The organism is Mesorhizobium sp. CNPSo 4688 (assembly GCF_057784295.1).
In genome coordinates, this window is the sequence record NZ_JBWLUY010000003.1 from 469,179 (window position 1) to 492,239 (window position 23,061).

At 64.1% G+C, this 23,061-nt stretch carries 25 protein-coding genes; 16 read left to right on the plus strand and 9 right to left on the minus strand.

Features of this window, described 5'->3' with window-relative positions; translation table 11 throughout:
* The first annotated feature begins 25 nt into the window (after nucleotides 1–25).
* Nucleotides 26–1,174 (plus strand): MFS transporter, encoded by a 1,149-nt coding sequence (locus AC04SH_RS08015; RefSeq protein ID WP_488574604.1) that lies wholly within the window; start codon nucleotides 26–28, stop codon nucleotides 1,172–1,174.
* Nucleotides 1,175–1,383: 209 nt separating this feature from the next.
* Here AC04SH_RS08015 and AC04SH_RS08020 read toward each other — a convergent pair whose 3' ends face one another.
* Complete coding sequence (locus tag AC04SH_RS08020; protein ID WP_488574605.1) at nucleotides 1,384–1,659, minus strand: hypothetical protein; 276 nt, start codon at nucleotides 1,657–1,659, stop codon at nucleotides 1,384–1,386.
* A 472-nt stretch (nucleotides 1,660–2,131) separates the two neighbouring features.
* Between AC04SH_RS08020 and AC04SH_RS08025 the strand changes: the two genes are divergently transcribed.
* The 3 genes from AC04SH_RS08025 (at nucleotide 2,132) to AC04SH_RS08035 (ending at nucleotide 4,469) form a co-directional block, all read left to right on the plus strand.
* Nucleotides 2,132–2,356, plus strand: coding sequence for a hypothetical protein (locus AC04SH_RS08025; protein ID WP_477232331.1), 225 nt, complete (start codon nucleotides 2,132–2,134; stop codon nucleotides 2,354–2,356).
* A 134-nt stretch (nucleotides 2,357–2,490) separates the two neighbouring features.
* The gene (locus tag AC04SH_RS08030; RefSeq protein WP_488574606.1) at nucleotides 2,491–4,164 is read left to right on the plus strand and encodes an FAD-dependent oxidoreductase; all 1,674 of its coding nucleotides are present in this window, start codon (nucleotides 2,491–2,493) and stop codon (nucleotides 4,162–4,164) included.
* Complete coding sequence (locus AC04SH_RS08035) at nucleotides 4,161–4,469, plus strand: UBP-type zinc finger domain-containing protein (RefSeq protein WP_162711954.1); 309 nt, start codon at nucleotides 4,161–4,163, stop codon at nucleotides 4,467–4,469. Before AC04SH_RS08030 ends, AC04SH_RS08035 begins: the two co-directional genes overlap by 4 nt.
* A gap of 109 nt (nucleotides 4,470–4,578) precedes the next feature.
* Here the strand turns inward: AC04SH_RS08035 and AC04SH_RS08040 are convergent, their stop codons facing one another.
* The 7 genes from AC04SH_RS08040 to AC04SH_RS08070 form a co-directional block, all read right to left on the minus strand.
* Nucleotides 4,579–5,397: a class I SAM-dependent methyltransferase gene (locus AC04SH_RS08040; RefSeq protein WP_488574607.1), complete on the minus strand. Its 819-nt coding sequence runs from the start codon at nucleotides 5,395–5,397 to the stop codon at nucleotides 4,579–4,581.
* 110 nt (nucleotides 5,398–5,507) lie between these two features.
* Nucleotides 5,508–5,690: a hypothetical protein gene (locus tag AC04SH_RS08045; RefSeq protein ID WP_477344567.1), complete on the minus strand. Its 183-nt coding sequence runs from the start codon at nucleotides 5,688–5,690 to the stop codon at nucleotides 5,508–5,510.
* 176 nt (nucleotides 5,691–5,866) lie between these two features.
* Nucleotides 5,867–7,045, minus strand: coding sequence for a cystathionine gamma-synthase (locus AC04SH_RS08050; RefSeq protein ID WP_488574608.1), 1,179 nt, complete (start codon nucleotides 7,043–7,045; stop codon nucleotides 5,867–5,869).
* On the minus strand, nucleotides 7,042–8,472 hold the full coding sequence (locus AC04SH_RS08055; RefSeq protein ID WP_488574609.1) for a pyridoxal-phosphate dependent enzyme: 1,431 nt from the start codon (nucleotides 8,470–8,472) through the stop codon (nucleotides 7,042–7,044). The genes AC04SH_RS08050 and AC04SH_RS08055 overlap by 4 nt, the downstream gene beginning before the upstream one ends.
* 570 nt (nucleotides 8,473–9,042) lie before the next feature.
* Nucleotides 9,043–10,395 carry an FAD/NAD(P)-binding protein gene (locus AC04SH_RS08060; RefSeq protein WP_488574610.1) on the minus strand — a complete coding sequence of 451 codons (1,353 nt, stop codon included), beginning with the start codon at nucleotides 10,393–10,395 and terminating at the stop codon, nucleotides 9,043–9,045.
* Nucleotides 10,396–10,411: 16 nt separating this feature from the next.
* Nucleotides 10,412–10,888 carry an RrF2 family transcriptional regulator gene (locus AC04SH_RS08065; protein WP_477232337.1) on the minus strand — a complete coding sequence of 159 codons (477 nt, stop codon included), beginning with the start codon at nucleotides 10,886–10,888 and terminating at the stop codon, nucleotides 10,412–10,414.
* 438 nt (nucleotides 10,889–11,326) lie between these two features.
* A complete protein-coding gene (locus tag AC04SH_RS08070; RefSeq protein WP_488574611.1) occupies nucleotides 11,327–11,935 on the minus strand; it encodes a histidine phosphatase family protein in 609 nt (202 codons plus the stop codon).
* A 218-nt stretch (nucleotides 11,936–12,153) separates the two neighbouring features.
* Here AC04SH_RS08070 and tauA point away from each other — a divergent pair, with 218 nt between their 5' ends.
* From tauA to AC04SH_RS08115, 9 genes are all read left to right on the plus strand, one after another.
* Entirely contained in the window at nucleotides 12,154–13,167 is a 1,014-nt protein-coding gene (tauA, locus tag AC04SH_RS08075) for a taurine ABC transporter substrate-binding protein (RefSeq protein WP_488574612.1), read from the plus strand.
* Nucleotides 13,168–13,332: 165 nt separating this feature from the next.
* Nucleotides 13,333–14,100, plus strand: a complete 768-nt coding sequence (locus tag AC04SH_RS08080; protein WP_488574613.1) for a taurine ABC transporter ATP-binding protein — start codon at nucleotides 13,333–13,335, stop codon at nucleotides 14,098–14,100.
* Nucleotides 14,097–14,957 (plus strand): ABC transporter permease subunit, encoded by an 861-nt coding sequence (locus tag AC04SH_RS08085; RefSeq protein WP_203277381.1) that lies wholly within the window; start codon nucleotides 14,097–14,099, stop codon nucleotides 14,955–14,957. The genes AC04SH_RS08080 and AC04SH_RS08085 overlap by 4 nt, the downstream gene beginning before the upstream one ends.
* Nucleotides 14,958–15,037: 80 nt before the next feature.
* Nucleotides 15,038–15,220: a hypothetical protein gene (locus tag AC04SH_RS08090; protein ID WP_203277380.1), complete on the plus strand. Its 183-nt coding sequence runs from the start codon at nucleotides 15,038–15,040 to the stop codon at nucleotides 15,218–15,220.
* 333 nt (nucleotides 15,221–15,553) lie between these two features.
* Nucleotides 15,554–16,507, plus strand: coding sequence for a sulfonate ABC transporter substrate-binding protein (locus AC04SH_RS08095; RefSeq protein WP_488574614.1), 954 nt, complete (start codon nucleotides 15,554–15,556; stop codon nucleotides 16,505–16,507).
* 68 nt (nucleotides 16,508–16,575) lie between these two features.
* Entirely contained in the window at nucleotides 16,576–17,745 is a 1,170-nt protein-coding gene (ssuD, locus tag AC04SH_RS08100) for an FMNH2-dependent alkanesulfonate monooxygenase (RefSeq protein ID WP_488574615.1), read from the plus strand.
* Nucleotides 17,742–18,518 (plus strand): ABC transporter permease subunit, encoded by a 777-nt coding sequence (locus AC04SH_RS08105; RefSeq protein WP_488574616.1) that lies wholly within the window; start codon nucleotides 17,742–17,744, stop codon nucleotides 18,516–18,518. The genes ssuD and AC04SH_RS08105 overlap by 4 nt, the downstream gene beginning before the upstream one ends.
* Before the next feature lie 7 nt (nucleotides 18,519–18,525).
* Entirely contained in the window at nucleotides 18,526–18,786 is a 261-nt protein-coding gene (locus AC04SH_RS08110) for a hypothetical protein (protein ID WP_488574617.1), read from the plus strand.
* Nucleotides 18,699–19,322, plus strand: a complete 624-nt coding sequence (locus AC04SH_RS08115; protein WP_488574618.1) for an ATP-binding cassette domain-containing protein — start codon at nucleotides 18,699–18,701, stop codon at nucleotides 19,320–19,322. The genes AC04SH_RS08110 and AC04SH_RS08115 overlap by 88 nt, the downstream gene beginning before the upstream one ends.
* A gap of 322 nt (nucleotides 19,323–19,644) precedes the next feature.
* Here the strand turns inward: AC04SH_RS08115 and AC04SH_RS08120 are convergent, their stop codons facing one another.
* On the minus strand, nucleotides 19,645–19,830 hold the full coding sequence (locus AC04SH_RS08120) for a hypothetical protein (RefSeq protein WP_162711955.1): 186 nt from the start codon (nucleotides 19,828–19,830) through the stop codon (nucleotides 19,645–19,647).
* 355 nt (nucleotides 19,831–20,185) lie between these two features.
* Between AC04SH_RS08120 and AC04SH_RS08125 the strand changes: the two genes are divergently transcribed.
* From AC04SH_RS08125 to AC04SH_RS08135, 3 genes are all read left to right on the plus strand, one after another.
* Complete coding sequence (locus AC04SH_RS08125) at nucleotides 20,186–20,491, plus strand: septal ring lytic transglycosylase RlpA family protein (protein WP_477232473.1); 306 nt, start codon at nucleotides 20,186–20,188, stop codon at nucleotides 20,489–20,491.
* Between the two features lie 254 nt (nucleotides 20,492–20,745).
* Complete coding sequence (locus AC04SH_RS08130; protein WP_488574619.1) at nucleotides 20,746–22,023, plus strand: polyhydroxyalkanoate depolymerase; 1,278 nt, start codon at nucleotides 20,746–20,748, stop codon at nucleotides 22,021–22,023.
* Nucleotides 22,024–22,218: 195 nt separating this feature from the next.
* A complete protein-coding gene (locus AC04SH_RS08135; RefSeq protein ID WP_488574620.1) occupies nucleotides 22,219–22,836 on the plus strand; it encodes a transglutaminase-like cysteine peptidase in 618 nt (205 codons plus the stop codon).
* Nucleotides 22,837–23,061 lie beyond the last annotated feature (225 nt).

Sequence of the window (23,061 nt, forward strand, 5' to 3'; positions counted from 1 at the left end):
TGTCATCGTCACGACCCTCGGCCTCATGCAAATCATGGCATGGGGCTCCTCCTACTATCTGCCGGCCGTCATTGGCCCTGCCGTGTCGGCCCAGACCGGCTGGCCCTTTCCCTGGGTGATCGGCAGCCTGTCGCTCGGGCTCTTGGTCGCGGGCCTGATATCGCCGTATGTCGGTGCCGCGATCGAACGCCACGGTGGCCGCATGACGCTCGCCTTCAGCGCCGTTTGCCTCGGCATTGGCCAGGCGGTGGTGGCCATGTCGCCGACGCTGGCCGTCTTCGTCGCCGGCTGGCTGATCATGGGTTTCGGTATGGGCGCCGGCCTTTATGACGCCGCCTTCAGCACGCTCGGACGGCTGTATGGGCGCAGCGCCCGCTCGACCATCACCAGCCTGACGCTGTTTGGCGGCTTCGCCAGCACGGTGTGCTGGCCGATTTCGGCGTTTCTGCTCGATGCGTTCGGCTGGCGCGGCGTGTGCCTGGTCTATGCGGCGATCCAGCTGGTGGTGGCATTGCCGGCCTATCTGCTCATCCTGCCGCGCGGCGTTCCCGCCGAAGTGTCTACGCAGACGACTGTCGCGCCGGAAACCGGCCTGGCGCCGCGCAGCCTGCCGCTGATGGCCACGCTGGCGGCAAGCATCACGCTGTCGGCGGTCATATCGTCGACCTTGTCGGTGCATCTGCTGACCGTGCTGCAATCGACGGGCCTGGCGCTCGGTGCGGCGGTCGGCCTCGGCGCGCTGGTCGGCCCTTCCCAGGTCGGCGCCCGCGCCATCGAGATGATGATCGCGCGCTATCACCATCCGATCTGGACCAAACTGGCCTCGGTGACCTTCGTGGTCATAGGTGTGGCGACGCTCTGGACCGGGCTGCCGGTACTGCCGGTCGCCCTGGTGTTCTACGGTGCCGGCATCGGCCTGGAATCGATCGCGCGCGGCACGTTGCCGCTCGCCCTGTTTGGCGCCAGCGGCTACGCGAAGCTGATGGGCCGGCTCGCCATGCCGAGTCTGATCGCCCAGGCCGCGGCGCCTTCGATCGGCGCGCTGCTTTTGCAGCACACAGGTGAGCGCGGATTGCTGACCGTTCTGCTCGGCCTCGCGCTGGTAAACGTCGCGCTCGTCGTCGCACTGTTTGCCTTGCAGCGCGGGGCCATGCGGCCTGTTCGCACCAGCTAACGGCAAGTTGCCCGGCGCGCCAGTCAGCGTTGAAAAGCTGTTTCAGGTCAGGATCAGGCCGGCCAAAAAGACCGCGAAGAGCACCGAAGCCGGCACGGCAAGAAGCCACCGAGCTTCCAATACGCTGTTGTGTGGATCATCCATTGTCTTGTTCCCTGGTGGAAGCTGGCTCCAGCGCTCCTCCCGCGCTGGAGCCGCAGCCGATCGGCTCAACCGCCGGAGGCAGGAGCCGGGGCTGGAGCCGGCGCGGGCGCAGGTGCCTCAACCTTGGGCGCAGAGGCAGGCGCCTCGGCCTTGGGAGCAGCGGCGGGCGCCTCGACCTTGGGCACGTCGACTTTCACGTTAACGTCTTGTCCACCGCCGCCATTGAGATTGATGACGCCGGTGACAAAGAGCAGGGTAAGGATGGCGACGATTGCAACAACAATCGCTACCGCCGTTCCTGCGCCTCCTCCAGAATTCACAACAGTTGGTCCGTCAGCCATTTCTTCCTCCCTGAGGTTATCTCCAGAGGCAACGGCGGCTGTAAGCCTTTGTTCCTGCTCAGGGTATTCAGTCGTAAAGCGTTAAGACTTCAGTCCGAACCGGAGCGGCTTCGAGACGCCCGGGTCTCCCGTGTCCGGTCAGCCAAGGAAGCACGCGCCACTCGCCCTTGTTGGTCACGAGACGTTCCGAGCCTCGTTCGGCAGCCCAGAGCGTGTTTCGTCCGCATAGGACGTAAGTCCGATAAAACGAGCAATGGTCCTATGGGCAGGACTTTTTGGGAACACGGAGCACGTCTGACTGTTGTTTGAGATCGCGGTTCGAAGCCGGAGCTTGCCTGCGATTTAGGTTTTGGTGCGAACAGGGAGAGCCGTCGTGAACAGGATCATATGGGCCGTTGGGGCTGTTGTTATCGTCATCGCCATATTGAGCTTTTTTGGACTCCGGTAAGACCGGTACTTGAGGTGCAAAGTTATGACGCAATCCGTTCAAGCGCCGATCCTGTCCGAGACCAGCCAAGATCGGGAGATCAATTGTGAAGTCGCATTGGAGGCCGCATTTGGAGAGCTGGTGGCGGCGGCATTGGCTCAAGGGTGGACACCCCAGGAAACAGCTGCCGCTTTGGTCAACATAGCTGCCGAGCACGCCCAGAAAGTCGACGAGCTTGCCGTAGACGCTTCAGCTGCCAACGCTGCCTAGGTGGCCGGTCTAGTTGGCCTTAGAAGGAGCGTTGCTCCTCCTGCAGACGAAGTCGCGGGGCCAAACCTGCCCTTCCGGTCAGGCTGCCAATAAACCGCTTCAAACCCGGCGCCCATGACGCTACGCTCTCACCCATGGCCCCACCCGCCCAACCGATCAGCGTCACCCGCCGCGACCAGATGTTTCCCATCCTGGCCGAGGCCGATATCGAACGCATGCGCCGGTTCGGCGAGGCGAGTTCCTATGAAGCGGGCGAGCATATCGTCACCGCCGGCAGTGTGGCGCCGGGGCTGATCGTCATCCTGTCGGGCGCGGTCGACATCACCCAGGATGTCGGGCCTGGCCGGCGCGAGACCATCGTCACCCATGGTCCGGGCAATTTCATCGGCGAACTGGCGCAGCTTTCGAGCCGGCCGTCGCTGGTCAATGCCGAAGCCAAGGAGCCGGTCGAGGCCTTCGTCATTCCCTCGCAGCGGCTGCGCGACCTGATGGTGCAGGAGGCCAGCCTCGGCGAGCGGATCATGCGGGCGCTGATCCTGCGCCGTGTCGGTCTGCTCGAAAGCGGCAGCAGCGGGCCGATCGTCATCGGCCCGGCCGGCAATGGCGACACGCTGCGGCTGCAAGGCTTTCTACGGCGCAGCGGCCAGCCGCACCGGGCGCTCGATTCCGACAGCGATCCGTGCGCCAAAACACTGATCGAGCATTTTCATGTCGACCCGCACCATTTGCCGATCGTGCTCTGTCCCAACGGCAAGCTGATGCACAATCCGGGCGAAACCGAACTCGCCCGCTGCATCGGCCTGCTGCGGCCGATCGACTCAGACATCGTCTATGACGTCGCCATAGTCGGCGCCGGGCCGGCGGGGCTGGCGGCGGCGGTCTATGCGGCCTCGGAAGGGCTGTCGACCATCGTGCTCGATTGCCGCGCCTTCGGCGGCCAGGCCGGCGCCTCCGCGCGCATCGAAAACTATCTCGGGTTCCCCACAGGGATTACCGGCATGGCGCTGATGGCGCGCGCCTACAACCAGGCGCAGAAATTCGGCGTCGAAATGGTCATCCCCGACGAGGCGAAGCTGCTCGGCGCCGCGAGCGAGGGCTACACGCTCGCCGTCGGCGACGGCGAGAACCTGCGCGCGCGCACCGTGGTGATCGCCAGCGGCGCGCGCTACCGCCGCCTCGACATCGCCAATCTGGCCGAGTTCGAGGGCACCTCGGTGCATTACTGGGCCTCGCCGATCGAGGCGCGGCTGTGCGCGGGCCAGGAGGTGGCGCTGGTCGGCGCCGGCAATTCGGCGGGCCAGGCGGCGGTCTATCTCGCCAGCCAGGTGCGCAAGGTAACGATGCTGGCGCGCCGTGGCGGCCTCAGGGAAACCATGTCGCGCTACCTGGTCGAGCGCATCGAGGCGCAGCCCAACATCGAGGTGCTGGGCGAGACCGAGATCGTGGCGCTGGAAGGCGAAGGCGGCAATCTCACCGCGCTCAGCTGGCGCAACCAGGCGACCGGCGATGTCGAGACCCGCCCGATCCAGCATCTCTTCCTGTTCATCGGCGCCGACCCGAACACCGACTGGCTGGCCGACTGCAATGTGGCGCTGGACGCCAAGGGTTTCGTGCGCACCGGCGCGGACGTCGCGGCGGGGTTGATGGAGACAAGCCGCAGCGGCGTGTTCGCCATCGGCGACGTGCGCTCCGGCTCGGTCAAGCGGGTGGCGGCCGCCGTTGGCGAAGGCGCCCAGGTGGTGGCGGCCTTGCATGCCTATCTCGCGCGAACCAGCGCAGCAGCGCCCGAACTGGCCAGGAGAGCATGATGGATGAATGCAGACACACGACAGGCATCAAGACAGTGACGCCGAGCGCGCTCGGCTGCGAAGAATGCCTGAAGAGCGGCTCGATGTGGGTGCATCTCAGGCTCTGCCGCACCTGCGGCCATGTCGGCTGCTGCGACGACTCGCCCAACCGCCACGCCACCAAGCATTTTCATGCCACCAAGCATCCGGTCATCGAAGGCTACGACCCGCCGGAAGGCTGGGCCTGGTGCTTTGTCGACGAGGTGTTCATCGATCTCGACGGCGACGTGACGCCGCAGAACGGACCGATCCCGAAGTTTTTCTGACGCGGCGCCCAGTGCATCGTCGCACCGCGCCTGTTGAGGCTCGCTCGGACTAGAGTATTTGTTTTTACGCAAGGACGGAAAACCGTTACACACTTTTCCTGGAATTGCTCTAATCCGGTTTGGTGGCCCAAGCCCCCACCTCGGAACGGCCCATCAGTGTGCCGCTCCGACCAGCCTCGGAAAGAATGCGGTCTAGTAGCGTCGGATGGCCGATTTCGGAGGATGCGGCAATTCCGAGCCTTTCCATGGTTGGCAATTGCGTCTCAACGAGATCAGTCACGAGATGCGCGACCTCCTGTGCTCGTGGCCCAGAACCGATAACCGCCTCCAGTCTCAGGTTCGGTGCTGGCAACCCAGCATCCTCGAACACTGACGCGAGACGTGTGCCAAGGCGTGCTTGGGCGCCCGCTGCTTCGATTGTCCGGCTGAGCCAGTTGCAAACTCGATCGTAGGTCGGCGACGATGGAGACGATCGGGCACCATCCCAATCCAGTTCATGGAATACGACGATCCCCCCGGGTCGCAAATGGCGCACGATGCGCCTGAGCGAACGTGCCGGGTCAGGCATGAACTGGAGAACATAACGACCGACCACGGCGTCGAATGGCTGTTCAAAATTCAATTCGGCCGCATCGCCATGCCTGAATGAGACCCGGCTTGTATTGGCCTCCCTGGTCCGTAACGCAGCCCGTTCGACAGAGGAAACCGAAACATCGGTGCCGACAACCTCTCCGGTCGTCCCTACCATTTCCCGACAGAGAAACGCGACATCGCCCGCCCCGCTGCCGATGTCGAGAACGCGCATTCCCTTTCCTATTCCGGCAGCTTCGAGGAACCGTCGCGTTATCGGATCGATCAGTTGGGCTTGCGTCGTCAGGCGGCGCAATTCCGCCTCCGCATAGCCAAGCGCATAGTCGGCTTCGTTCATGACGAACCTCAATTGGGGATCTGGCAACGTCCGAAGGCGACAATTAGCCTAGCACAGACCGCCGGATCCGTCCCATGAGAGTCCTATGGCTGTCCGGGCTATGAACGCGCCTATCGCACGGAGCCGGTGACGGTGCGGTCGATGGCATCGGGATTGCGCTGGTTGCCGGCAAGCGCGGCGATAACCAGAAGGCTGGCGACGACCGGGACGAACAGGATGGCCACGCGGGCCTGCACATAAAAAATGGCGCGCCATTCGCTGCGCTTTTCGGGGCTGTTGTCCATCACACTCACTCTGTCACGCCTCCCCGGAAGGGACATAGCGGCGAAGGGTTAAGCAAAGGCTTCCGATTGTGTTAACGGGGGCGAGTCTGGGTTTTAGGCGCGTCGCGCTGAAACCAGCATATCGGCAAAATCAATCTCGCCGGCTAGCGCCGCCGACGTCAGACATCGGTGCGCATCCTGCTCGTTTATCCCCGCAAAGCCTGATCCAGATCCGCGATCAGATCATCGCCATCCTCGATGCCGGCGGACAACCGCACCAGCGAATCGGAGATGCCGATCGCGGCCCGCTTTTCCGCGGGAATCGAGCCATGCGTCATCAGCGCCGGGTGCTCGATCAGGCTTTCGACGCCGCCGAGGCTTTCGGCCAGGGTGAACAGCTGCGTGCGTTCGAGGAAGCGTTTGGTGCCGGCGAGGTCGCGGTCGAGGTCGACCGAGATCATGCCACCGAAGGCGTGCATCTGCTTTTTGGCAATGGCGTGCTGAGGATGGCTGGGCAGGCCGGGGTAGACGACGCGGCGGACGTCCTTGCGGGCTTCCAGCCACTTGGCGATCTTAAGGCCGTTGGCCGAGTGCCGCTCCATCCTGAGCGCCAGCGTCTTGATGCCGCGCAGCGCCAGAAAACTGTCGAACGGGCCGGAGATGGCGCCGATGGCGTTCTGCAGGAATTTGAGCTGGGCGGCGAGATCCTTGTTGTCGCCGACGACCGCGACGCCGCCGACCATGTCGGAATGGCCGTTGAGATATTTGGTCGTCGAATGGACGACGATGTCGATGCCGAGTTCCAGCGGCCGCTGGATGTAGGGGCTGCAGAAGGTGTTGTCGGCGACCGTCAAAACACCCTTGCGCTTGGCCAGCGATGCAACGCCTTCGAGGTCGACGATGCGCAACAGCGGGTTGGTCGGCGTCTCGACCCAGAGCAGTTTTGTCTCCGGACGGATGGCGGCTTCGACGGCGGCCAGATCGGTGAAGTCGACGAAGCTCACCTGCAGATTGGCCGAGCGCTTGCGCACCCGCTCCATCAGCCGGAACGAGCCGCCATAGATGTCGTCGGTGGCGACGATATGGGCGCCGCTGTCGAGCAGTTCGAGCACCGTCGAGATCGCCGCCAGACCGGAGGCGAAGGCAAAGGCGGCCGAGCCGCTTTCGAGATCGGCGACCGCGCGCTCGAAGGCGAAGCGCGTCGGGTTCTGGCTGCGGGCGTATTCGAACCCCTTGTGCACGCCGGGCGACTGCTGGCCATAGGTCGAGGTCGCGTAGATCGGCACCATCACCGCGCCGGTCAGCGGGTCATGGCTCTGGCCGCCATGGATGGTGCGGGTCGAAAAGGCCAGGCGGTTCTTGCCCGTCGGGGTGTGTGCAGTCATCGCGCGCGCCTCAAATGGTTGATCAGGTCGATACGGGTTATCAGGCCGACGAACTCGTCGCCATCGAAGATGATGGCGACCTCGTTGCGGTCGAACACCGGCAAAAGCGCATCCAGCGTCTGGCTGGCCTGCAGCGTGTGCAGATTGGAGGTCATGGCGGTGCGGACGGGAGCGTTGAAGCGGTCCCAGCGGCCGTCATAGGGGCCGTCGACCTTGGCCAGGATGTCGCTTTCGTCGACGATGCCGACCAGCTTGCCATTGTTCAGCACCGGCAGCTGCGAGACATCGGAGCGGCGCATGCGGCCATAGGCGTTGAGCAGGCTTTCGTCCGGGCCGACATAGACGGTGTCGCCGGTGCGGTGCGAGCGCATGACGAGGTCGCGCAGATCGCCATGCTGCTCCTGTTCGGCCAGGCCCTGTTCGGCCAGCCAGAAATCGTCGAAGACCTTCGACAGATATTTGTTGCCGCTGTCGCAGACGAAGGTGACGACGCGTTTTGCAACAGTCTGCTCGCGGCAATAGCGCAGCGCCGCCGACAACAACGTGCCCGAGGATGAGCCGGCCAGAATGCCTTCCTTGGACAAGAGATCGCGCACGGCCAGCATGCTCTGCTTGTCCGGGATGGAATACGCCTTCTTGACCAGCGACAGGTCGGCATTGGGCGGCACGAAATCCTCGCCAATGCCTTCGACGGTCCAGCTGCCGGCCTCTTCCATCTTGCCGGTCTTGATCAGCGGCGCCAGCACCGATCCCACCGGGTCGGCCAGCACCATTTCGGTCTTCGGCGAGACTTTCGCGAAGTAGCGGCCAAGCCCGGTCAGCGTGCCGCCGGAGCCGACGCCGACGACCACGGCGTCGAGGTTGCCATCGAGCTGGGCAAAGATTTCCGGGCCGGTGGTGGTCTCATGCGCAAGAGGGTTGGCCGGGTTGGCGAACTGGTTGGCGTAGAAGGCGCCAGGCGTTTCCGCCGCGATCTTCTCGGCCATGTCCTGATAATATTCGGGATGGCCCTTGCCGACATCGGAGCGCGTCATGCGCACTTCGGCGCCGAGCGCGCGCAGATGCTGGATCTTTTCGCGCGACATCTTGTCGGGCACGACGAGGATGATGCGGTAGCCCTTGGGGATGCCGACCTGGGCGAGGCCGAGGCCGGTATTCCCCGCGGTCGCCTCGACAATCGTTCCGCCGCGCTTCAGCTTGCCCTGTTTCTCGGCAGCGGCGATCATCGACAGCGCAATGCGGTCCTTGATCGAGCCGCCGGGATTCTGGCTTTCAAGCTTGATGAACAGCCGGCATTTTCCGGTGTCGAATTTGGTCAATTCGACCACCGGCGTCTGGCCGATGAGGTCTAGGACCGAGGCATAGGGCGGACGCAGGCGTGATTCCGAGGGGGTGCTGCCTGAGGCAGCGATCTTGTGCTCGCTCATATGAAAGCTCCCTGATCAAGCGACCGCCTCGGGGGCAGAGCGGCAGCGTAGCTTCTTTTCCAGCCGTTTGCAGGCGGAAAGAAGGTAGATCGTGCCAATCAACTGGCCAGAGGGGGAATGGAATTCCCCGAGCGGTTGCCGGGCGTCGCGGTCGACTTGTGAGACCGGGAAACAGTCACCGCGCGCCTGGTGTGCGAGGCATTGGGCGGCTGAACGCGCCCTCTCTCTTTGATTTTTGACGCACTTCCCTGGTAAGCGCTAACGCGCTTTGGCCGGCGAAAGCGCTCACACTTTCCCAGAAATGGTGTCCAGACGTCCCATTACGGCAGGGACTTCAGTCTTAATTGAGATACAGCTAATATATATGTAGCTTTGCCAGTGCGGGGCGACGATCCCAAAATCCAAGCCTAATCCCGCGATGGCCGGTGCGGCACGCTTTCAACCCAAGCATCCTCCACACCGGCCATTCTTTTGCCTGCCGCCGGGTAGCCCATAGGGCGATCGCGGAAAGCACTCTCGAGTCGAGCCGAATACGGATCTGTCAGATTCATAGTCTTTTCGGGAATTGCTTCAGCCCAGCAATTGCTTGCTCAGCCGCGCGCATTGCACGCGAATATCCGGGATGGCGTCGATCTCGAAGAAGGTGCCGCGGGTCAGCGGGCCGACGGCGAGTATCTTGGCTGAAGCCGTGCCGTCGCCGGCGATGATTTCGCATTTGGCTGAGACATCGAGGCCGAGCCGCAGCGGGTCCGGCCGCGCCAGGCCGCGGTCGACCAGCGAGCGCACGACGTTGTTCGACGTCGTCGAGATGTCCCTGGCGATACCGGTGCAGTCATAGATGCGGGCGACCTGGAGCGTCTCCAGCGCCTGGGTGTGGCGCGACTGGATGTCGACGGCGAAGCCATCGCCCGCCGCGATGCCGACGACACGGCCGGCGACGGGCCGGATGCGGCCGGTGCGCACCGCCTCGGTGACGCGGGCATGCACCTCCGGCGCCAGGCGATGGCGGTGGATATCCCACCAGGCCTTGGTATGCTCGACGAAACGGCGCTTGGCCGAGGACGGCCAGTTCTGCCAGATCTTCTGGTTGAAGGGCCTGAGCCCATCGACGACGTCGCGCCAGTCGATGCCGGCTTTCTGGTTTTCTCGGATCAGGTCGCGGAACCAGCTGACGAAATAGGACAATTGGGTGCCGAGCGGAATGTCGGCGACGTCGAGCTTGATCGGGTTGCCCTTGCGGTGCGGCGACGGCAGCAGGCCGCGCCGCGACACGGCGACGATCTCGCCCTTGTGGCCACGCTGTTCGAGCGACAGGAAGGCGTCAACCATGCTCAAACCGGTGCCCAGCACCAGCACTTTGGCGTCGGGATCGAGCGCGGTATCGGCCTCGGTTCCCATGCGGATGGCGTGGCCCTGGCCGGCGCCGGGCTGTTCGTCATGGCCGGTGGCAAGCACCGCGAGATGCGCCACCACGCTGGTGCCGTTGGCCAGCGCCACCTCGACGCCGGAAGAGGTCGGAGAGATCGACAGGCTCTCCTCGCGGATCAGGCGCAGGCGGCCGGTTTCCTTTTCCCGCTCTTCGAGTTCGTCCAAAAGTTCCTTGAGATAGCGGGCATAGACGCTGCGCGGCGCGTAGAAGGGTGTCTGCGGCGTCTGCTCCTGGCTCACCAGGCCGCGCGCCTGCAGCCAGCGCCAGAAATTGCCGGGATCGTCGGCATAGGCGCTCATGCCTGCCGCGCTGACATTGAGCACATGTGCCGACAAGAGGGTCGAATAGGCGATGCCCTGGCCGAAATGCGGACGCTTTTCGATCAGCGTCACGCGCAGATCGGGGTGGGGCGATTTGAGGAGATGCGCGGCAAGCACGACGCCGCTGGCGCCGCCGCCGACAACAATGATCGAATTGGTGCGCCCGACACTCATGTGCGCACGCTCAGGATTAGGCGAGGACCTTCTGCGTCAACGGCAGGCCGTTGATGTCGCTCGCGACCGTAAGGTCGTCGAGGACGATGTCGCGCATCTCGGCCAGCGTGCGCTGGTCGAGCACCTCGGCGATGGCCTGCCGGACCTCGAGCATCAGATGTCGGACTTGGCATGTCGCCTCATTGCAGTCTTCACAGCGCTGATACTGGGTGCGGCTGGCGCACGGGATGGGTGCCAGCGGTCCGTCGAGCACGCGCACGACATGGCCGACCTTGATCTCGTCAGCCGGGCGCGCCAGGCGATAGCCGCCTTCCTTGCCCTTGCGGCTCTGGACGAAGCCGGCATTGCGCAATTCGCCGAGAATGGCGTCGAGGAATTTCTTCGGGATGTTGTTGCCGCTGGCGATGTCGCCGACGAAGGCGAGCTGACCGGCCGGCAGTTGCGCCAGATGGACCAGCGCCTTGAGGCCGTACTTGCCTTTTTTGGTGAGCATAAACCGAACGCTTCCCTGTCAGGCGATGGCTCGAAACCATCGGTTGCGAAACGCCTGACGTGCCTCCCCGCCGCGTGCAAGCTGCTTCGACAGATAAATTCCAGTGACATGATATACAAGCAGAGAAACCTTGATTTTGCTGTGTTTTCACGCCGCGGAGGCCACTTTAGCAGGGCTTTGTGCCGTTAAGGTCACAGGCTGGGCCGCAAAGGCAGGCGGATGCCGCGAGCGATCATGGTGGCAGAGTGGCCGCGCATCGTCTCCTCCATTCCTCAATGTCGATAAGATTACTATACTTACCCTCGAACCGGCGGAACGTGTTTTCAAATCAGCGGCTGTTTGCAGCATGGATTTGCTCGGCTAAGGCGCTGCGCGCAATCTCGTTCGCTGTCGGGGACCAAGATCGGTATGGGCGAGGACGAATGCCCAATCCTCCGCTCAGGACTGGGCGCCGTCGCCTTGCAACTGGTCAGACTTGGCGGGTTTGGCCACCGGTATGCCGCTCGAGCGCAGCATCCAGCGGTGACCGTCGCTGCGCAAATCAGTGAGGCTGAGCGGCTCGACATCGATCCTGCGGCAGGCCGCAAGCGGCGCGCCCAGCACATGGACGATTGCCGCGCGGATGACACTGGCATGCGTCACGGCGATGGTGTGGCCGCTCGTCCGAATCATGTCGTCTAAGAAGCTCGCGGTGCGACGCGCCACATCGGCCAGCGACTCGCCGCCATGCGGAGCGGCCTCGGCATCGCCGAGCCAGGCGGCGACGCCGTTGGGATCAAGCGCCTGCACCTCCGCGAAACCCTTGCCGGCCCAGCGGCCAAAATCCTGCTCGGACAGCAGCGGCTCGACCGAGGCCTGCAGCCCCATGGCCTCGGCGGTCTGGCGGGCGCGTAGCGCCGGGCTGGTCCAGACCCGGTCGGCACGGCGCAGGGTCTTCGTTGCCGCCAGCGCCAGGGATTGCGGTTCCAGCGCCTCGTCGAGGGGGAACGACCCCTTGCGCATGGCGGGCGTTGCGCCGCTGCAGATCAGGGTCAGGCGTACCAGCATGAAAAGCTGCCTCTTTCCGGCCAGCCGGGCCGGCGGATTGATGGTTTGCGCCGGCTCTACACGGCCGCGTGTAGAGTATCACGGTTCATTGACGGGTATCGGCCGGTGGCTTTTTTCTAACAAGCCCGTCTTGCTTGGAAGGATTTAACTCTACAAGAACGATAGAATTAGCTGACTATGAACAGGCATCCGGTTTTTCTCATTTCATGGAGCCTTTCATGTCCAGCATTTCGCGACGCATTATCCTTCTGTCGTCGGCAGCCTTGGCGGGTGCGGCCTTCCTCGGCCCGGCCCAGGCGCAGGATCTCAAGATCACCATCGGCTACCAGACGGTGGTCGAACCTTCGAAAGTAGCGCAGGCCGACGGCGCCTATGAAAAGGCGACCAAGGCCACGATCGACTGGCGCAAATTCGATTCCGGCGCCGATGTCATCGCCGCCGTTGCCTCCGGTTCGGTCGATATCGGCTATGTCGGCTCAAGCCCGCTGGCGGCAGCCGCCAGCCGGGAACTGCCGATCCAAACCATCTTCGTCGTCGGCCTGATCGGCGAATCCGAGGCGCTGGTTGCCCGCAACGGGTCCGGCATCGAGAAGATCGCCGACCTCGCAGGCAAGAAGGTGGCGGTGCCGTTCGTGTCGACCACGCATTACAGCCTGCTTGCGGCGCTGAAGCACGAGAATGTCGATCCGAAATCGGTCGAGATCCTCAACCTCAGGCCGCCGGAAATCGCCGCCGCCTTCGCCCGCGGCGACATCGACGCGGCCTATGTCTGGGATCCGGCGCTCGGCCAGATCAAGACCTCCGGCAAGGTGGTGCTGGATTCCTCGCAGGTTGCCGCCTGGGGCGCGCCGACCTTCGACGCCTGGATCGTGCGCACCGACTTCGCCGACAAGAACCCGGAAGCCGTGCGCGACTTCGTCAAGGTGACCGGCGAATCCTATGCCGCGTTCCTGGCCAAGCCGGACGCCTGGTCGGTGTCGTCGCCGGAAGCGGCGAAGATCGCCAAGATCACCGGGGCCAAGCTGGAAGAAGTGCCGCAACTGCTCAAGGGCTACGTCTTCCCGACGCTGGAAGAGCAGGCTTCCGACAAATTCCTCGGCGGCGGCACGGTCAAGGCGATCGAGGCGGCGTCGGCCTTCCTCAAGGAGCAGGGCAAGATTGATGCCGTGCTGCCGGACTATTCGAAATACGTGTCGTCGAAATACGTCACCGAAGCCTTGGCTTCGAACTGATTTTCGTTTTCACGCAATTCCGGACGGAAAACCGCTTCACACTTTTCCTGGAATTGCTCTGAACACGCGCGGTTTCTTCTTCCCTGACGCCGCGTGTTGCCTGTCCCGGAGCCGCTAAACGAGGAGCGGTTTCGGGGCAGGCTGATCTCTTTCGGAGCCTGTTCCATGTCCCATCTCGTCCTAGACAAGGTCTCGGTTCACTATGACGGCCAGCCGGCCGTCGAGCGGGTGTCGATTGATGTCGCCAAGGGCGATTTCATCGTGCTGGTCGGCCGCTCCGGTTGCGGCAAGACCTCGCTGCTCAATGTCGCCGCCGGCCTGGTCGAGCCCGCGCGTGGTGTAGCCATCATCGGCGGCTCACCGATCACCGGCCCAGGCCCGGACCGCGCCGTGGTGTTCCAGAACGATGCCTTGTTTCCCTGGCTGACGGCACGCGAAAACGTCGCCTTTGCGCTCCGACTGCGCGGCGTGCCGCTGGCTGAACGGGCACGGCGCGCCGATGAGCTGCTCAGACTGGTGAAACTCGACGGCGTCGGCGACAAGCGCATCTGGGAATTGTCCGGCGGCATGCGCCAGCGCGTCGGCCTCGCCCGTGCACTCGCCGCCGAACCGGAATTCCTGCTGCTCGACGAACCGCTCGGTGCGCTCGACGCGCTGACGCGCGAGCGCATGCAGACGACGCTCCTCGATTTGTGGACAGCCGCCCAGGTCGGCGTGCTGATGGTGACGCACGGCATCGAGGAGGCGCTGGTGCTGGCCACAAGCATTGTCGTGCTGGCGCCGGGACCTGGCCATGTGGTGCGGACATTCGAGACCGGCTTCAGCCGGCGCTATGCCGCGGGCGAGCCCATCCGCTCCATCAAGGCCGACCCTGCCTTTGCCGCGGCGCGCGGCGAACTGACCGATGCGATCTTCGAAGGAGAGGCGGCATGAGCGTCACCTCGTACAATGAGCGGCCGACCGTCAAGGCCGGCGAAACCGATGCCATCTCGGTGCCGTGGTCGCGGCCGCGGCCTAAACGCAGCTGGATCTCTTCCCGCGCGGTCAGCGCCGTTACCATTCTGGTCGTGCTGGCGGCATGGGCCCTGTCGGCCCGCCTGCAGCTGGTGTCGCCGGTGTTTTTGCCCTCGCCCGCCGCCGTGTGGACCAAATTCATTGTCGTCGCCCGCGACGGCTTCGTCGACGCCACGCTGCTCCAGCATATCGTTGCCAGCCTCGGCCGCGTCTTCGCGGCACTGGTCGCGGCCATCGTCATCGGCGTGCCTGTTGGTCTGGCCATCGGCATCTCGACGATCGGTCGCGGCATTTTCGATCCGCTGCTCGAATTCCTGCGGCCGATCCCGCCGCTCGCCTATCTGCCGCTGGTCATCATCTGGTTCGGCATCGGCGAGCCGTCAAAGATCCTGGTCATCGCCATCGCCATGCTGGCGCCGGTGGCGCTGTCGACGGCATCGGGCGTACGCGGCGTCTCGAAGGAACGCATCGATGCGGCGCGTTCCCTCGGCGCGACGCAGCGCCAGGTCGTGCGCCATGTCATCCTGCCCAGCGCGCTGCCTTCGATCCTGACCGGCTTGCGAATCGCGCTCGGCGCCGGCTGGTCGACGCTGGTCGCGGCCGAGCTGGTGGCAGCAACGCGCGGCCTCGGCTTCATGATCCAGTCTGCCGCCCAGTTCCTCGTCACCGATGTCGTGGTGATGGGTATTCTGGTGATCGCGACAATAGCCTTCGTGCTGGAATTCATCATCCGCCGGATCGAGCGTCAGCTGGTTCCGTGGGCGGGACGCGAATGACAACAGGGCTCGCCGGTTTGGCCGGCTGCTTCCCTTCGCAGCGCGGGGACCACCGATCCCGGAACAGAAGGAGTGATGACATGACCCAATCCACCGCCGTGCTGTTCGCCCATCTCGGCAACTGGCTGCTCGCCTGGCGAGATAACCAATTGCCACAGCCGCAGCCGAAATCGCCGGCGCCGGTGCAACTCGACGCCGAACGCGACCGCCTGCCGCCGCGCGACGAAGGGTTTTACTGGGCGTGGGAGTATTGGTCGCAGTGAGGGGTGGCGATTAGCGCCCCTCTCCCCGTCTCTATACGGGGAGAGGATGCCGGCAGGCAGGTGAGGGGCGGCGCCAGCCTGGGTAATAGTTTCGCCGCAGGCGCGGATCGCCAACTTCAGCGCTGCCGCTCATTGCCCTGCCGGGCATTTCTCCCCGTGAACGGGGAGAAAGAGGCCGGCACCGGCTGTCTCCGCTCGACCGCAGAAAATATTTCCGCCCCATACCGCCAACTCGCAAAATCGTTTCTCTACTAAATTTATAGACCTACCTAGCCTAATCCCTCAATCAACCGGCCGCACGGTTTTTCCGGCGCCTGTCCGTAGCGAGGGATCATGTTCAGCCTGACCAGACGCGTTTTCGGCCTCGGCCTTTTGGCGGCCAGTGCCGCCTTATCGTTCGGCGCCTCGGCGCAGGAGCTGAAGCAGCTCAACATCGGCTATCAGAAGACCGGCCTGCCGGTCATTGCCCGGCAACAGCAGGTTGTCGAAAAGGCGCTGAGCGACAAAGGTGTCACGGTGAAATGGGTCGAATTCACCGCAGGTCCGCCGCTGGTCGAGGCGCTCAATGTCGGCGCCATCGATATCGGCTACACCGGCGACGCGCCGCCGATCTTCGGACAATCTGCCGGGGCCAACATCGTCTACGTCGCGGCAATGCCCTCCAATGGCGATGGCGAGGCGATCTTCGTCAAGCCGGCATCGCCGATCCAGTCGCTCGCCGAGCTCAAGGGCAAACGCGTCGGCGTCGGCAAGGGCACCAGCGCCCATAATCTTCTCGTCGCCGCGCTGGACAAGGCAGGCGTCGGCTTCGACCAGATCACGCCGGTCTATCTCAGCCCTGCGGACGCCGCCGCCGCTTTTGCCAGCGACCAGATCGACGCCTGGGCGGTGTGGGACCCGTTCTTCGCCATCGCCGAAACACGTTACCAGCCGCGTGTGCTGGCCCGCTCCAGCGACGTGCTCAAGGTCAACAGCTATATTCTCGGCAACAAGGATTTCGCCAAGGCGCATCCCGAGGTCGTCGCCACGACGATCGCGGCACTCGGCGAGGCTGCCAAATGGGCGGACGCGAACCGCGACAAGGTGGCCGCGGCCCTGCATGAGGTGACCGGCGTGCCGCTCGACGCACAGACCATCGCCGCCAAGCGCAGCAAATTCGGCATCTTCCCGATCACCGACGATATCATCGCCGGCCAGCAGGCGACCGCCGACCGCTTCTACAAGCTCAAGCTGATCCCGAATGCGGTGCGCATCTCCGACGCCGTTTGGACCGCACCGGGCAATTGATTTTTCGCGTGCGGCGCCGGGCGGAAACGTCCGGCGCCTTTTGCCGTTTCCGTTTTGAGGATGTCGCCATGACCGCTCCAGCCACTCCGCAAGCCAGGCCGCTCGATTTCTTCTGGTTCATTCCGACGCATGGCGACGGCTCCTACCTCGGCTCCGAGCAGCAGCAGCGCCCGCCGGAATTCGCCTACTTCAAGGAGATCGCACAGGCCGTCGACCGGCTCGGCTTTCCCGGCGTGCTGCTGCCGACCGGGCAGAATTGCGAGGATTCCTGGATCACCGCCAGCGGGCTTGCAGCGCTGACCGAAAAGCTCAAATTCCTGGTCGCGCTGCGACCGGGCGTGACGCTGCCGACCTTCGCGGCGCGCCAGACCGCGGCGCTCGACCGGCTGAGCAATGGCCGCCTGCTGCTCAATGTCGTGGTCGGCGGCAATCCGACCGAACTTGCCGGCGACGGCGTCTTCCTGCCGCATGACGAGCGCTATGCCCAGGCGCAGGAATTCCTGACCATCTGGCGGGCGTTGGTGTCGGGCCAGAGCATCAATTTCAACGGCAAATACTACCGTGTCGACAATGGCCGGCTCGACCTTTTGCCGAGCCAGGAGCGGCCGCCGCTCTATTTCGGCGGCTCGTCGGATGCAGGCCAGGAGCTCGCCGCCGATCTCGTCGACATGTATCTGACCTGGGGCGAACCGCCGGCGCAGGTGGCAGAGAAGCTGGCTGCTGCGCGCAACAAGGCCGAACGGCGCGGTCGCAAACTGCGTTTCGGGATTCGGCTGCACTTCATCGTGCGCGAGACCGAGGACGAAGCCTGGCGCGCCGCCGACCGGCTGATCAGTCACGTCACCGATGCGCAGATCGAAAACGCCCAGGCGCGCTTCACCAAGGAAATGGATTCCGTGGGACAGCGGCGCATGGCCGAACTGCATGGCGGCCGCCGCGACAAGCTGGTGGTTTCGCCCAATCTGTGGGCCGGCGTCGGCCTGGTGCGCGGCGGCGCCGGCACCGCCCTAGTCGGCTCGCCGGAGCAGATCGTCGAGCGCATCCGCGAATACCAGGCGATCGGCATCGACACCATCATCGGCTCCGGCTACCCGCATCTCGAGGAAGCCTACCGCGTCGCCGAGCTTTTGTTCCCGCGGCTTGGGCTGGGGACCAAACGGGCGCAGGCGCATGAAAACATCGCCAATGAATTCGCCGTCGGCTTCCACGGCGCCAACCGCCTGCAGGCTTCGTCATGAGTTTTGCGCAGCGCGTCAAACAGAACGGCATCGGCTGGCTGTTGCCGGCGCTGGTGATCGTTGGTTGGGAAGCAGCCAGCCGTGGCGGCGTCATGCCGGCCAATGTGTTGCCGGCGCCGAGCGCGGTAGCCGAGGCCTTCTGGCGGCTGACGCTGTCGGGCGAGCTGATCCAAAACATCGGCGTCAGCACGGCGCGCGCGCTGGCCGGCTTTGCCATTGGCGGCTCGATCGGCTTTGCGCTCGGCCTTGCCAATGGGCTGTCGGCGCTGAGCCGCGGCCTGACCGACACGACGCTGCAGATGATCCGCAACATTCCGCATCTGGCGCTGATCCCGCTGGTCATCCTGTGGTTCGGCATCGACGAAGAGGCAAAACTCTTCCTGGTGGCGCTCGGCGTGTTCTTCCCGATCTACGTCAACACGCTGCTCGGCATCCAGAGCGTCGACCCGCAGCTGGTCGAGATGGGCCGGGTCTACGGCATGGACCGCCGCGCGCTGTTTTTTCAGGTGATCCTGCCCGGCGCGCTGCCGGCGATCTTCGTCGGCCTGCGCTATGCGCTTGGCATCATGTGGCTGACGCTGATTGTCGCCGAAACCATTTCGGCCAGTTCCGGTCTCGGCTACATGGCCATGCAGGCGCGCGAATTCCTGCTCATCGACGTCGTCGTGCTGTCGATCCTGATCTATGCGCTGCTCGGCAAGCTTGCCGACAGCCTTGCCCGCCTGCTCGAGCGGCTGTCGCTCGGCTGGCATCCCGCCTTCCAGAACGCCTGAGGTATCGATGCCCGCCGCCAGCCTCACCGCCGTCCGCTCCTTCGTCGCCGCGCCGGAGCCGTCACGCCCGGCGCAAGCGATCGAAAGCCCGCGGGCCTTCGCCTTCAACGGCGTTGAGAAGCGCTTCGGCGACAAGATCGTGCTCGACGGCATCGATCTCGACGTGCCGGTCGACAGTTCGTGGCCGTCATCGGCAAGAGCGGCTGCGGCAAGAGCACGCTTTTGCGGCTGCTGGCCGGGCTCGACCGGCCGACGGGCGGATCCCTGACATTCGGCGCGGACGAGCAGGGACACAGCCGCACGCGCTTCATGTTCCAGGAGCCGCGGCTGCTGCCCTGGGCCAGCGTGGTGAAGAACGTCGAGGTCGGGCTGACCGGCATCGCCGCCGGTGCGGACGCCAGGCGGCACGCGCTCGAGATTCTGGGCCAGGTCGGGCTTGCCGATCGCGCCGACGAATGGCCGTCGGTGCTGTCCGGCGGCCAGAAGCAGCGCGTGGCGCTGGCGCGCGCGCTGATCGGCCAGCCGCAGATCCTGGCGCTGGACGAGCCGCTCGGCGCACTCGACGCGCTGACCCGGATCGAAATGCAGCAGCTTCTGGAGCGCATCTGGGTCGAGCAGAAATTCACCGCCGTGCTGGTCACGCATGACGTCGCCGAGGCGGTTGCGCTTGCCGACCGGGTGGTGGTGATCGACCAAGGCCGGATCGCGCTCGACCTCGACGTGCCGGTGGCGCGGCCGCGTCGGCGCGGTTCCGTCGAGCTCGCCCGCCTGGAAGGCAGGATTCTGGACCAGCTGTTCGGGTAGTTCATTCGGCGCAAGGTTTTGGTGGATGCCGGTCGAAACCACATGGCTTGGTGATTGGCAGTAAGGCTCATTTCTTCGTCATCCTGGGCGAAGCAAGGAGCGAAGCGACGCGGCGCAGACCCCGGGATCCATGCCGGGACTCCTGAGCACCGCCACGGTCCAGAAATCTGCCCCGCTGCATTCTTCGGTCGATGCAACGGCATGGATCCTAGGGTCTTCGCGACGCCGCTTCGCGGCTGCTCCGCCCTAGGATGACGAAGGTTGGGAGGCTCCCGCCAATCGCGAATGATCGTGCGTCAGAGACCGTCGGTGGCGGCCCTACTCACCCCCGCGAGCGGCTCGCCCATCCGAGGCCAAGCAGGCCGACCAGCATGGTGACGATGCCGATATAAAGCCATTGCGACTGGCCGGTCATGAAGCTGCCGCCGACCACGCCGAGGCCTTGCAGCGACCACAGCGCGCCGATGGCCAATACAATCAGGGCCAGCAGATACCTGAACAGTCTCATCGCCGAGATTCCTTTCCCAAGTCGATTGTCAACTGCGCCATGGCCGTGATGAAAGAGCGAAAGGACGGTGTCCAATCGCGTGTTCTTTTACTTGCAATATAACGTCTTGTCTTGCTCAAGGCATCTGTGAAGACGCTCGAAATATCGCCAGCGATACGGCAGCCGGCTGCGAAATATCCCTAACAAACTGTTTCCCAGTGACTCCAAACGTGTGCCAGCGCCACGGAACCGCCAGACACTTGCCGCATTTCCTGCCTTATTCAGCACTTACCGGCTGGGGTCTGTAAAAGGAGCCTCCCAAGTGAACAAGAAGAACCAGACCGCGCTTGTCGCGGTAACGATAGCGGCTGGCCTGATGGTCGGCGCATCCGCCTCCTCCGCCGCCGGCCAATGCGGCCGTGCTTCCTGGTACGCGCTGCACTCCCGGACCGCCAATGGCGAGCGCATGAATCCGTCGGCAATGACCGCCGCGCATCGCAGCCTGCCCTTCGGCACCAGGCTGAAGGTGACCAACCAGAACAACGGCCGCAGTGTCATCGTGCGCATCAACGATCGTGGCCCGTTCATCAAGGGACGCATGCTCGACCTGTCGAAGGGCGCCGCTGGCCAGCTCGGCTTCATCGGCTCCGGCCATACTTCCGTGTGCATGGCGCGCGTCTAAATCTGTCCAGGTCCGGCCCATCCGGGCCGGACGCATCCTGCCCCGTATATCCAACAGCTGCGGCTTTCGCAGCTGCACATTGAGCCGGCTGGCCCCGTTCGAAGCGGATTCTCAACGCCTTGGACCAAAGAACGGCATATGTCACGCCACGTGACGTATTGCATCGCAGCAATATCTTGTTAACCTCCGCGCGAGACATTCAAGGCTCGGCGCTGTCCGTCGTCCCTTCGATCACGGCAGCTGCGGAGTACCTGATGTTCTACCAGCTCTACGAAATGAACCATGCCGCCCTGCAGCCCGCGCGGCTTTATGCCGATGCGGTGCGGCTGTTCTACACCAACCCGCTCAACCCGGTTTCGCACACGCCGTGGGGCCGCTCGGTGGCTGCCACCGCCGAACTCTTCGAGCGCACGACGCGCCGCTACGGCAAGCCGCATTTCGACCTGACCAAGACCGTGGTCGACTGGAAAAGCGTCGAGGTCAGCGAAAAGACTGTGTGGTCGCGGCCGTTCTGCAACCTCACCCGCTTCGAACGATCGGTGCCTGCCGGGCGCAAGGCCGACCCCAAGCTTCTGATCGTCGCGCCGATGTCGGGCCATTATGCGACGCTGCTGCGCGGCACGGTCGAGGCGATGCTGCCCTATGCCGACGTGCACATCACCGACTGGGTCGATGCCCGCATGGTGCCGCTGACCGACGGCCATTTCGACCTCGACGACTATATCGACTACATCATCGACATGTTGCATGCGCTGGGACCCGACACCCATGTCATGGCGGTTTGCCAGCCTTCGGTGCCGGTGCTGGCGGCGGTGGCGCTGATGGAAAAACGCGGCGATCCCTTCGTCCCCTCGACCATGACGCTGATGGGCGGGCCGATCGATACCCGCCGCAACCCGACCGCGGTCAACCTTCTGGCCAAGGAAAAGGGCATCGACTGGTTCCGCGACAACGTCATCATGAACGCGCCGTGGCCGGTGCCGGGCTTCGGCCGCGAGGTCTATCCCGGCTTCCTGCAGCTGTCGGGCTTCATGAGCATGAACCTCGACCGCCACATCATCGCCCACAAGGACTTCTTCATGCACCTGGTCAAGCATGACGGCGACAATGCCGAGAAGCACCGCGACTTCTACGACGAATATCTGGCGGTGATGGACCTGACGGCGGAGTTTTATCTGCAGACCGTCGACACGGTGTTCGTGCGCCATGCCCTGCCCAAGGGCGAGATGATGCATCGCGGCGAAATCGTCGACACCAAGGCGATCCGCAACGTCGCGCTGTTCACGGTCGAGGGCGAGAACGACGACATTTCCGGGCTCGGCCAGACCCAGGCCGCGCACGACCTCTGCCCCAACATTCCGGCCGACCGGCATGCCCACTACATGCAGCCGGCCGTCGGCCATTACGGCGTCTTCAACGGCTCGCGTTTCCGCTCGGAAATCGTGCCGCGCATTGTCGATTTCATCACCAGCTACGGCCGCCAGAACCGTGTGGCGGTCAAGCCGAGGCTGGTTCGTTCCGCCAAGGGTTGAGGCTCGATACAGCTGTGGCGGCGTGCATTGCCTGCAAAAGCGGGGCGACTTCGCACGCCAGAGGCGTTCTGTTGCACAATAGACGCTGTCGGGCGGGCGCGGGTAACCATGCCGGAGAATCTAGCTCCCCCCATAATTGACACGGAGTGTAAATCCCCTTTAACCTTTCGTTAACAACAAGGGCGAACGGGGACAATGACTTCCTCAGCGATGGCACGGACGCTGCGCTTGTGTGCGGCAACAGGGCTGGCGGTTTTGGGATGCTGGGCGGCGCCGGCATCGGCGGGCGGCGCCATGGCGACCGGCGGCATGACCTCGCAGCCGATCGGCCATTATGATTTCTGCAAGTCCAATCCGGGCGAATGCTCGATCCGGCCAAGCAATCTCAACCCGGCTGCGATGACCGACGCCTTCATGCGCAAGCTGATCAACGTGACGTCAAGGATCAACGCCGCCGTCAAGCCGATGAGCGACTACGACATTTACGGCAAGGACGAAGTCTGGGCCTATCCCGACAAGGGCGTCGGCGATTGCGAGGACTATGTGCTGGAAAAGCGCCGCCAGCTCTCCCGCTCGGGCGTGTCGCTGGCCGATCTCCTGATCACCGTCGTGCGCAAGCCGGACGGCGAAGGCCATGCGGTGCTGACGGTGCGCACCGACAAGGGCGACTACGTCCTCGACAATCTCACCGACAAGGTGAAGATCTGGGACGCCACCGGCTACCGCTTCCTCAAGCGGCAGGCGATCGACAACACCGGCCGCTGGGTTTCGATCCGCGGTGGCCAGCAGGTGCTGGTGGGCGCGGTCCAGTAAGATCGAGTAACGGACGGCCTGATTCATCGCTTCGTCATCCTAGGGCGGAGCAGGAGCGAAGCTCCGTCGCGGAGACCCTAGGGCGCGTACTCAACCCTTGCATGGCCATTGAAGCAGTGATTCAACGCCTTTGATTAGGAGGCGATGATGGCACGCTACGATCTGAGCGAAGCAGAATGGCAAATCGTGGAACCGCTGTTGCCGCCACATGGTTTGGGCAAGAAG

Coding starts and splice junctions, on each gene's coding strand:
- AC04SH_RS08015 (WP_488574604.1), top strand. CDS start 26: ATGCAAATCATGGCATGGGGCTCCTCCTACTATCTGCCGGCCGTCATT.
- AC04SH_RS08020 (WP_488574605.1), bottom strand. CDS start 1,659: ATGGCTGACGGACCAACTGTTGTGAATTCTGGAGGAGGCGCAGGAACG.
- AC04SH_RS08025 (WP_477232331.1), top strand. CDS start 2,132: ATGACGCAATCCGTTCAAGCGCCGATCCTGTCCGAGACCAGCCAAGAT.
- AC04SH_RS08030 (WP_488574606.1), top strand. CDS start 2,491: ATGGCCCCACCCGCCCAACCGATCAGCGTCACCCGCCGCGACCAGATG.
- AC04SH_RS08035 (WP_162711954.1), top strand. CDS start 4,161: ATGATGGATGAATGCAGACACACGACAGGCATCAAGACAGTGACGCCG.
- AC04SH_RS08040 (WP_488574607.1), bottom strand. CDS start 5,397: ATGAACGAAGCCGACTATGCGCTTGGCTATGCGGAGGCGGAATTGCGC.
- AC04SH_RS08050 (WP_488574608.1), bottom strand. CDS start 7,045: ATGACTGCACACACCCCGACGGGCAAGAACCGCCTGGCCTTTTCGACC.
- AC04SH_RS08055 (WP_488574609.1), bottom strand. CDS start 8,472: ATGAGCGAGCACAAGATCGCTGCCTCAGGCAGCACCCCCTCGGAATCA.
- AC04SH_RS08060 (WP_488574610.1), bottom strand. CDS start 10,395: ATGAGTGTCGGGCGCACCAATTCGATCATTGTTGTCGGCGGCGGCGCC.
- AC04SH_RS08065 (WP_477232337.1), bottom strand. CDS start 10,888: ATGCTCACCAAAAAAGGCAAGTACGGCCTCAAGGCGCTGGTCCATCTG.
- AC04SH_RS08070 (WP_488574611.1), bottom strand. CDS start 11,935: ATGCTGGTACGCCTGACCCTGATCTGCAGCGGCGCAACGCCCGCCATG.
- tauA (WP_488574612.1), top strand. CDS start 12,154: ATGTCCAGCATTTCGCGACGCATTATCCTTCTGTCGTCGGCAGCCTTG.
- AC04SH_RS08080 (WP_488574613.1), top strand. CDS start 13,333: ATGTCCCATCTCGTCCTAGACAAGGTCTCGGTTCACTATGACGGCCAG.
- AC04SH_RS08085 (WP_203277381.1), top strand. CDS start 14,097: ATGAGCGTCACCTCGTACAATGAGCGGCCGACCGTCAAGGCCGGCGAA.
- AC04SH_RS08090 (WP_203277380.1), top strand. CDS start 15,038: ATGACCCAATCCACCGCCGTGCTGTTCGCCCATCTCGGCAACTGGCTG.
- AC04SH_RS08095 (WP_488574614.1), top strand. CDS start 15,554: ATGTTCAGCCTGACCAGACGCGTTTTCGGCCTCGGCCTTTTGGCGGCC.
- ssuD (WP_488574615.1), top strand. CDS start 16,576: ATGACCGCTCCAGCCACTCCGCAAGCCAGGCCGCTCGATTTCTTCTGG.
- AC04SH_RS08105 (WP_488574616.1), top strand. CDS start 17,742: ATGAGTTTTGCGCAGCGCGTCAAACAGAACGGCATCGGCTGGCTGTTG.
- AC04SH_RS08110 (WP_488574617.1), top strand. CDS start 18,526: ATGCCCGCCGCCAGCCTCACCGCCGTCCGCTCCTTCGTCGCCGCGCCG.
- AC04SH_RS08120 (WP_162711955.1), bottom strand. CDS start 19,830: ATGAGACTGTTCAGGTATCTGCTGGCCCTGATTGTATTGGCCATCGGC.
- AC04SH_RS08125 (WP_477232473.1), top strand. CDS start 20,186: ATGGTCGGCGCATCCGCCTCCTCCGCCGCCGGCCAATGCGGCCGTGCT.
- AC04SH_RS08130 (WP_488574619.1), top strand. CDS start 20,746: ATGTTCTACCAGCTCTACGAAATGAACCATGCCGCCCTGCAGCCCGCG.
- AC04SH_RS08135 (WP_488574620.1), top strand. CDS start 22,219: ATGACTTCCTCAGCGATGGCACGGACGCTGCGCTTGTGTGCGGCAACA.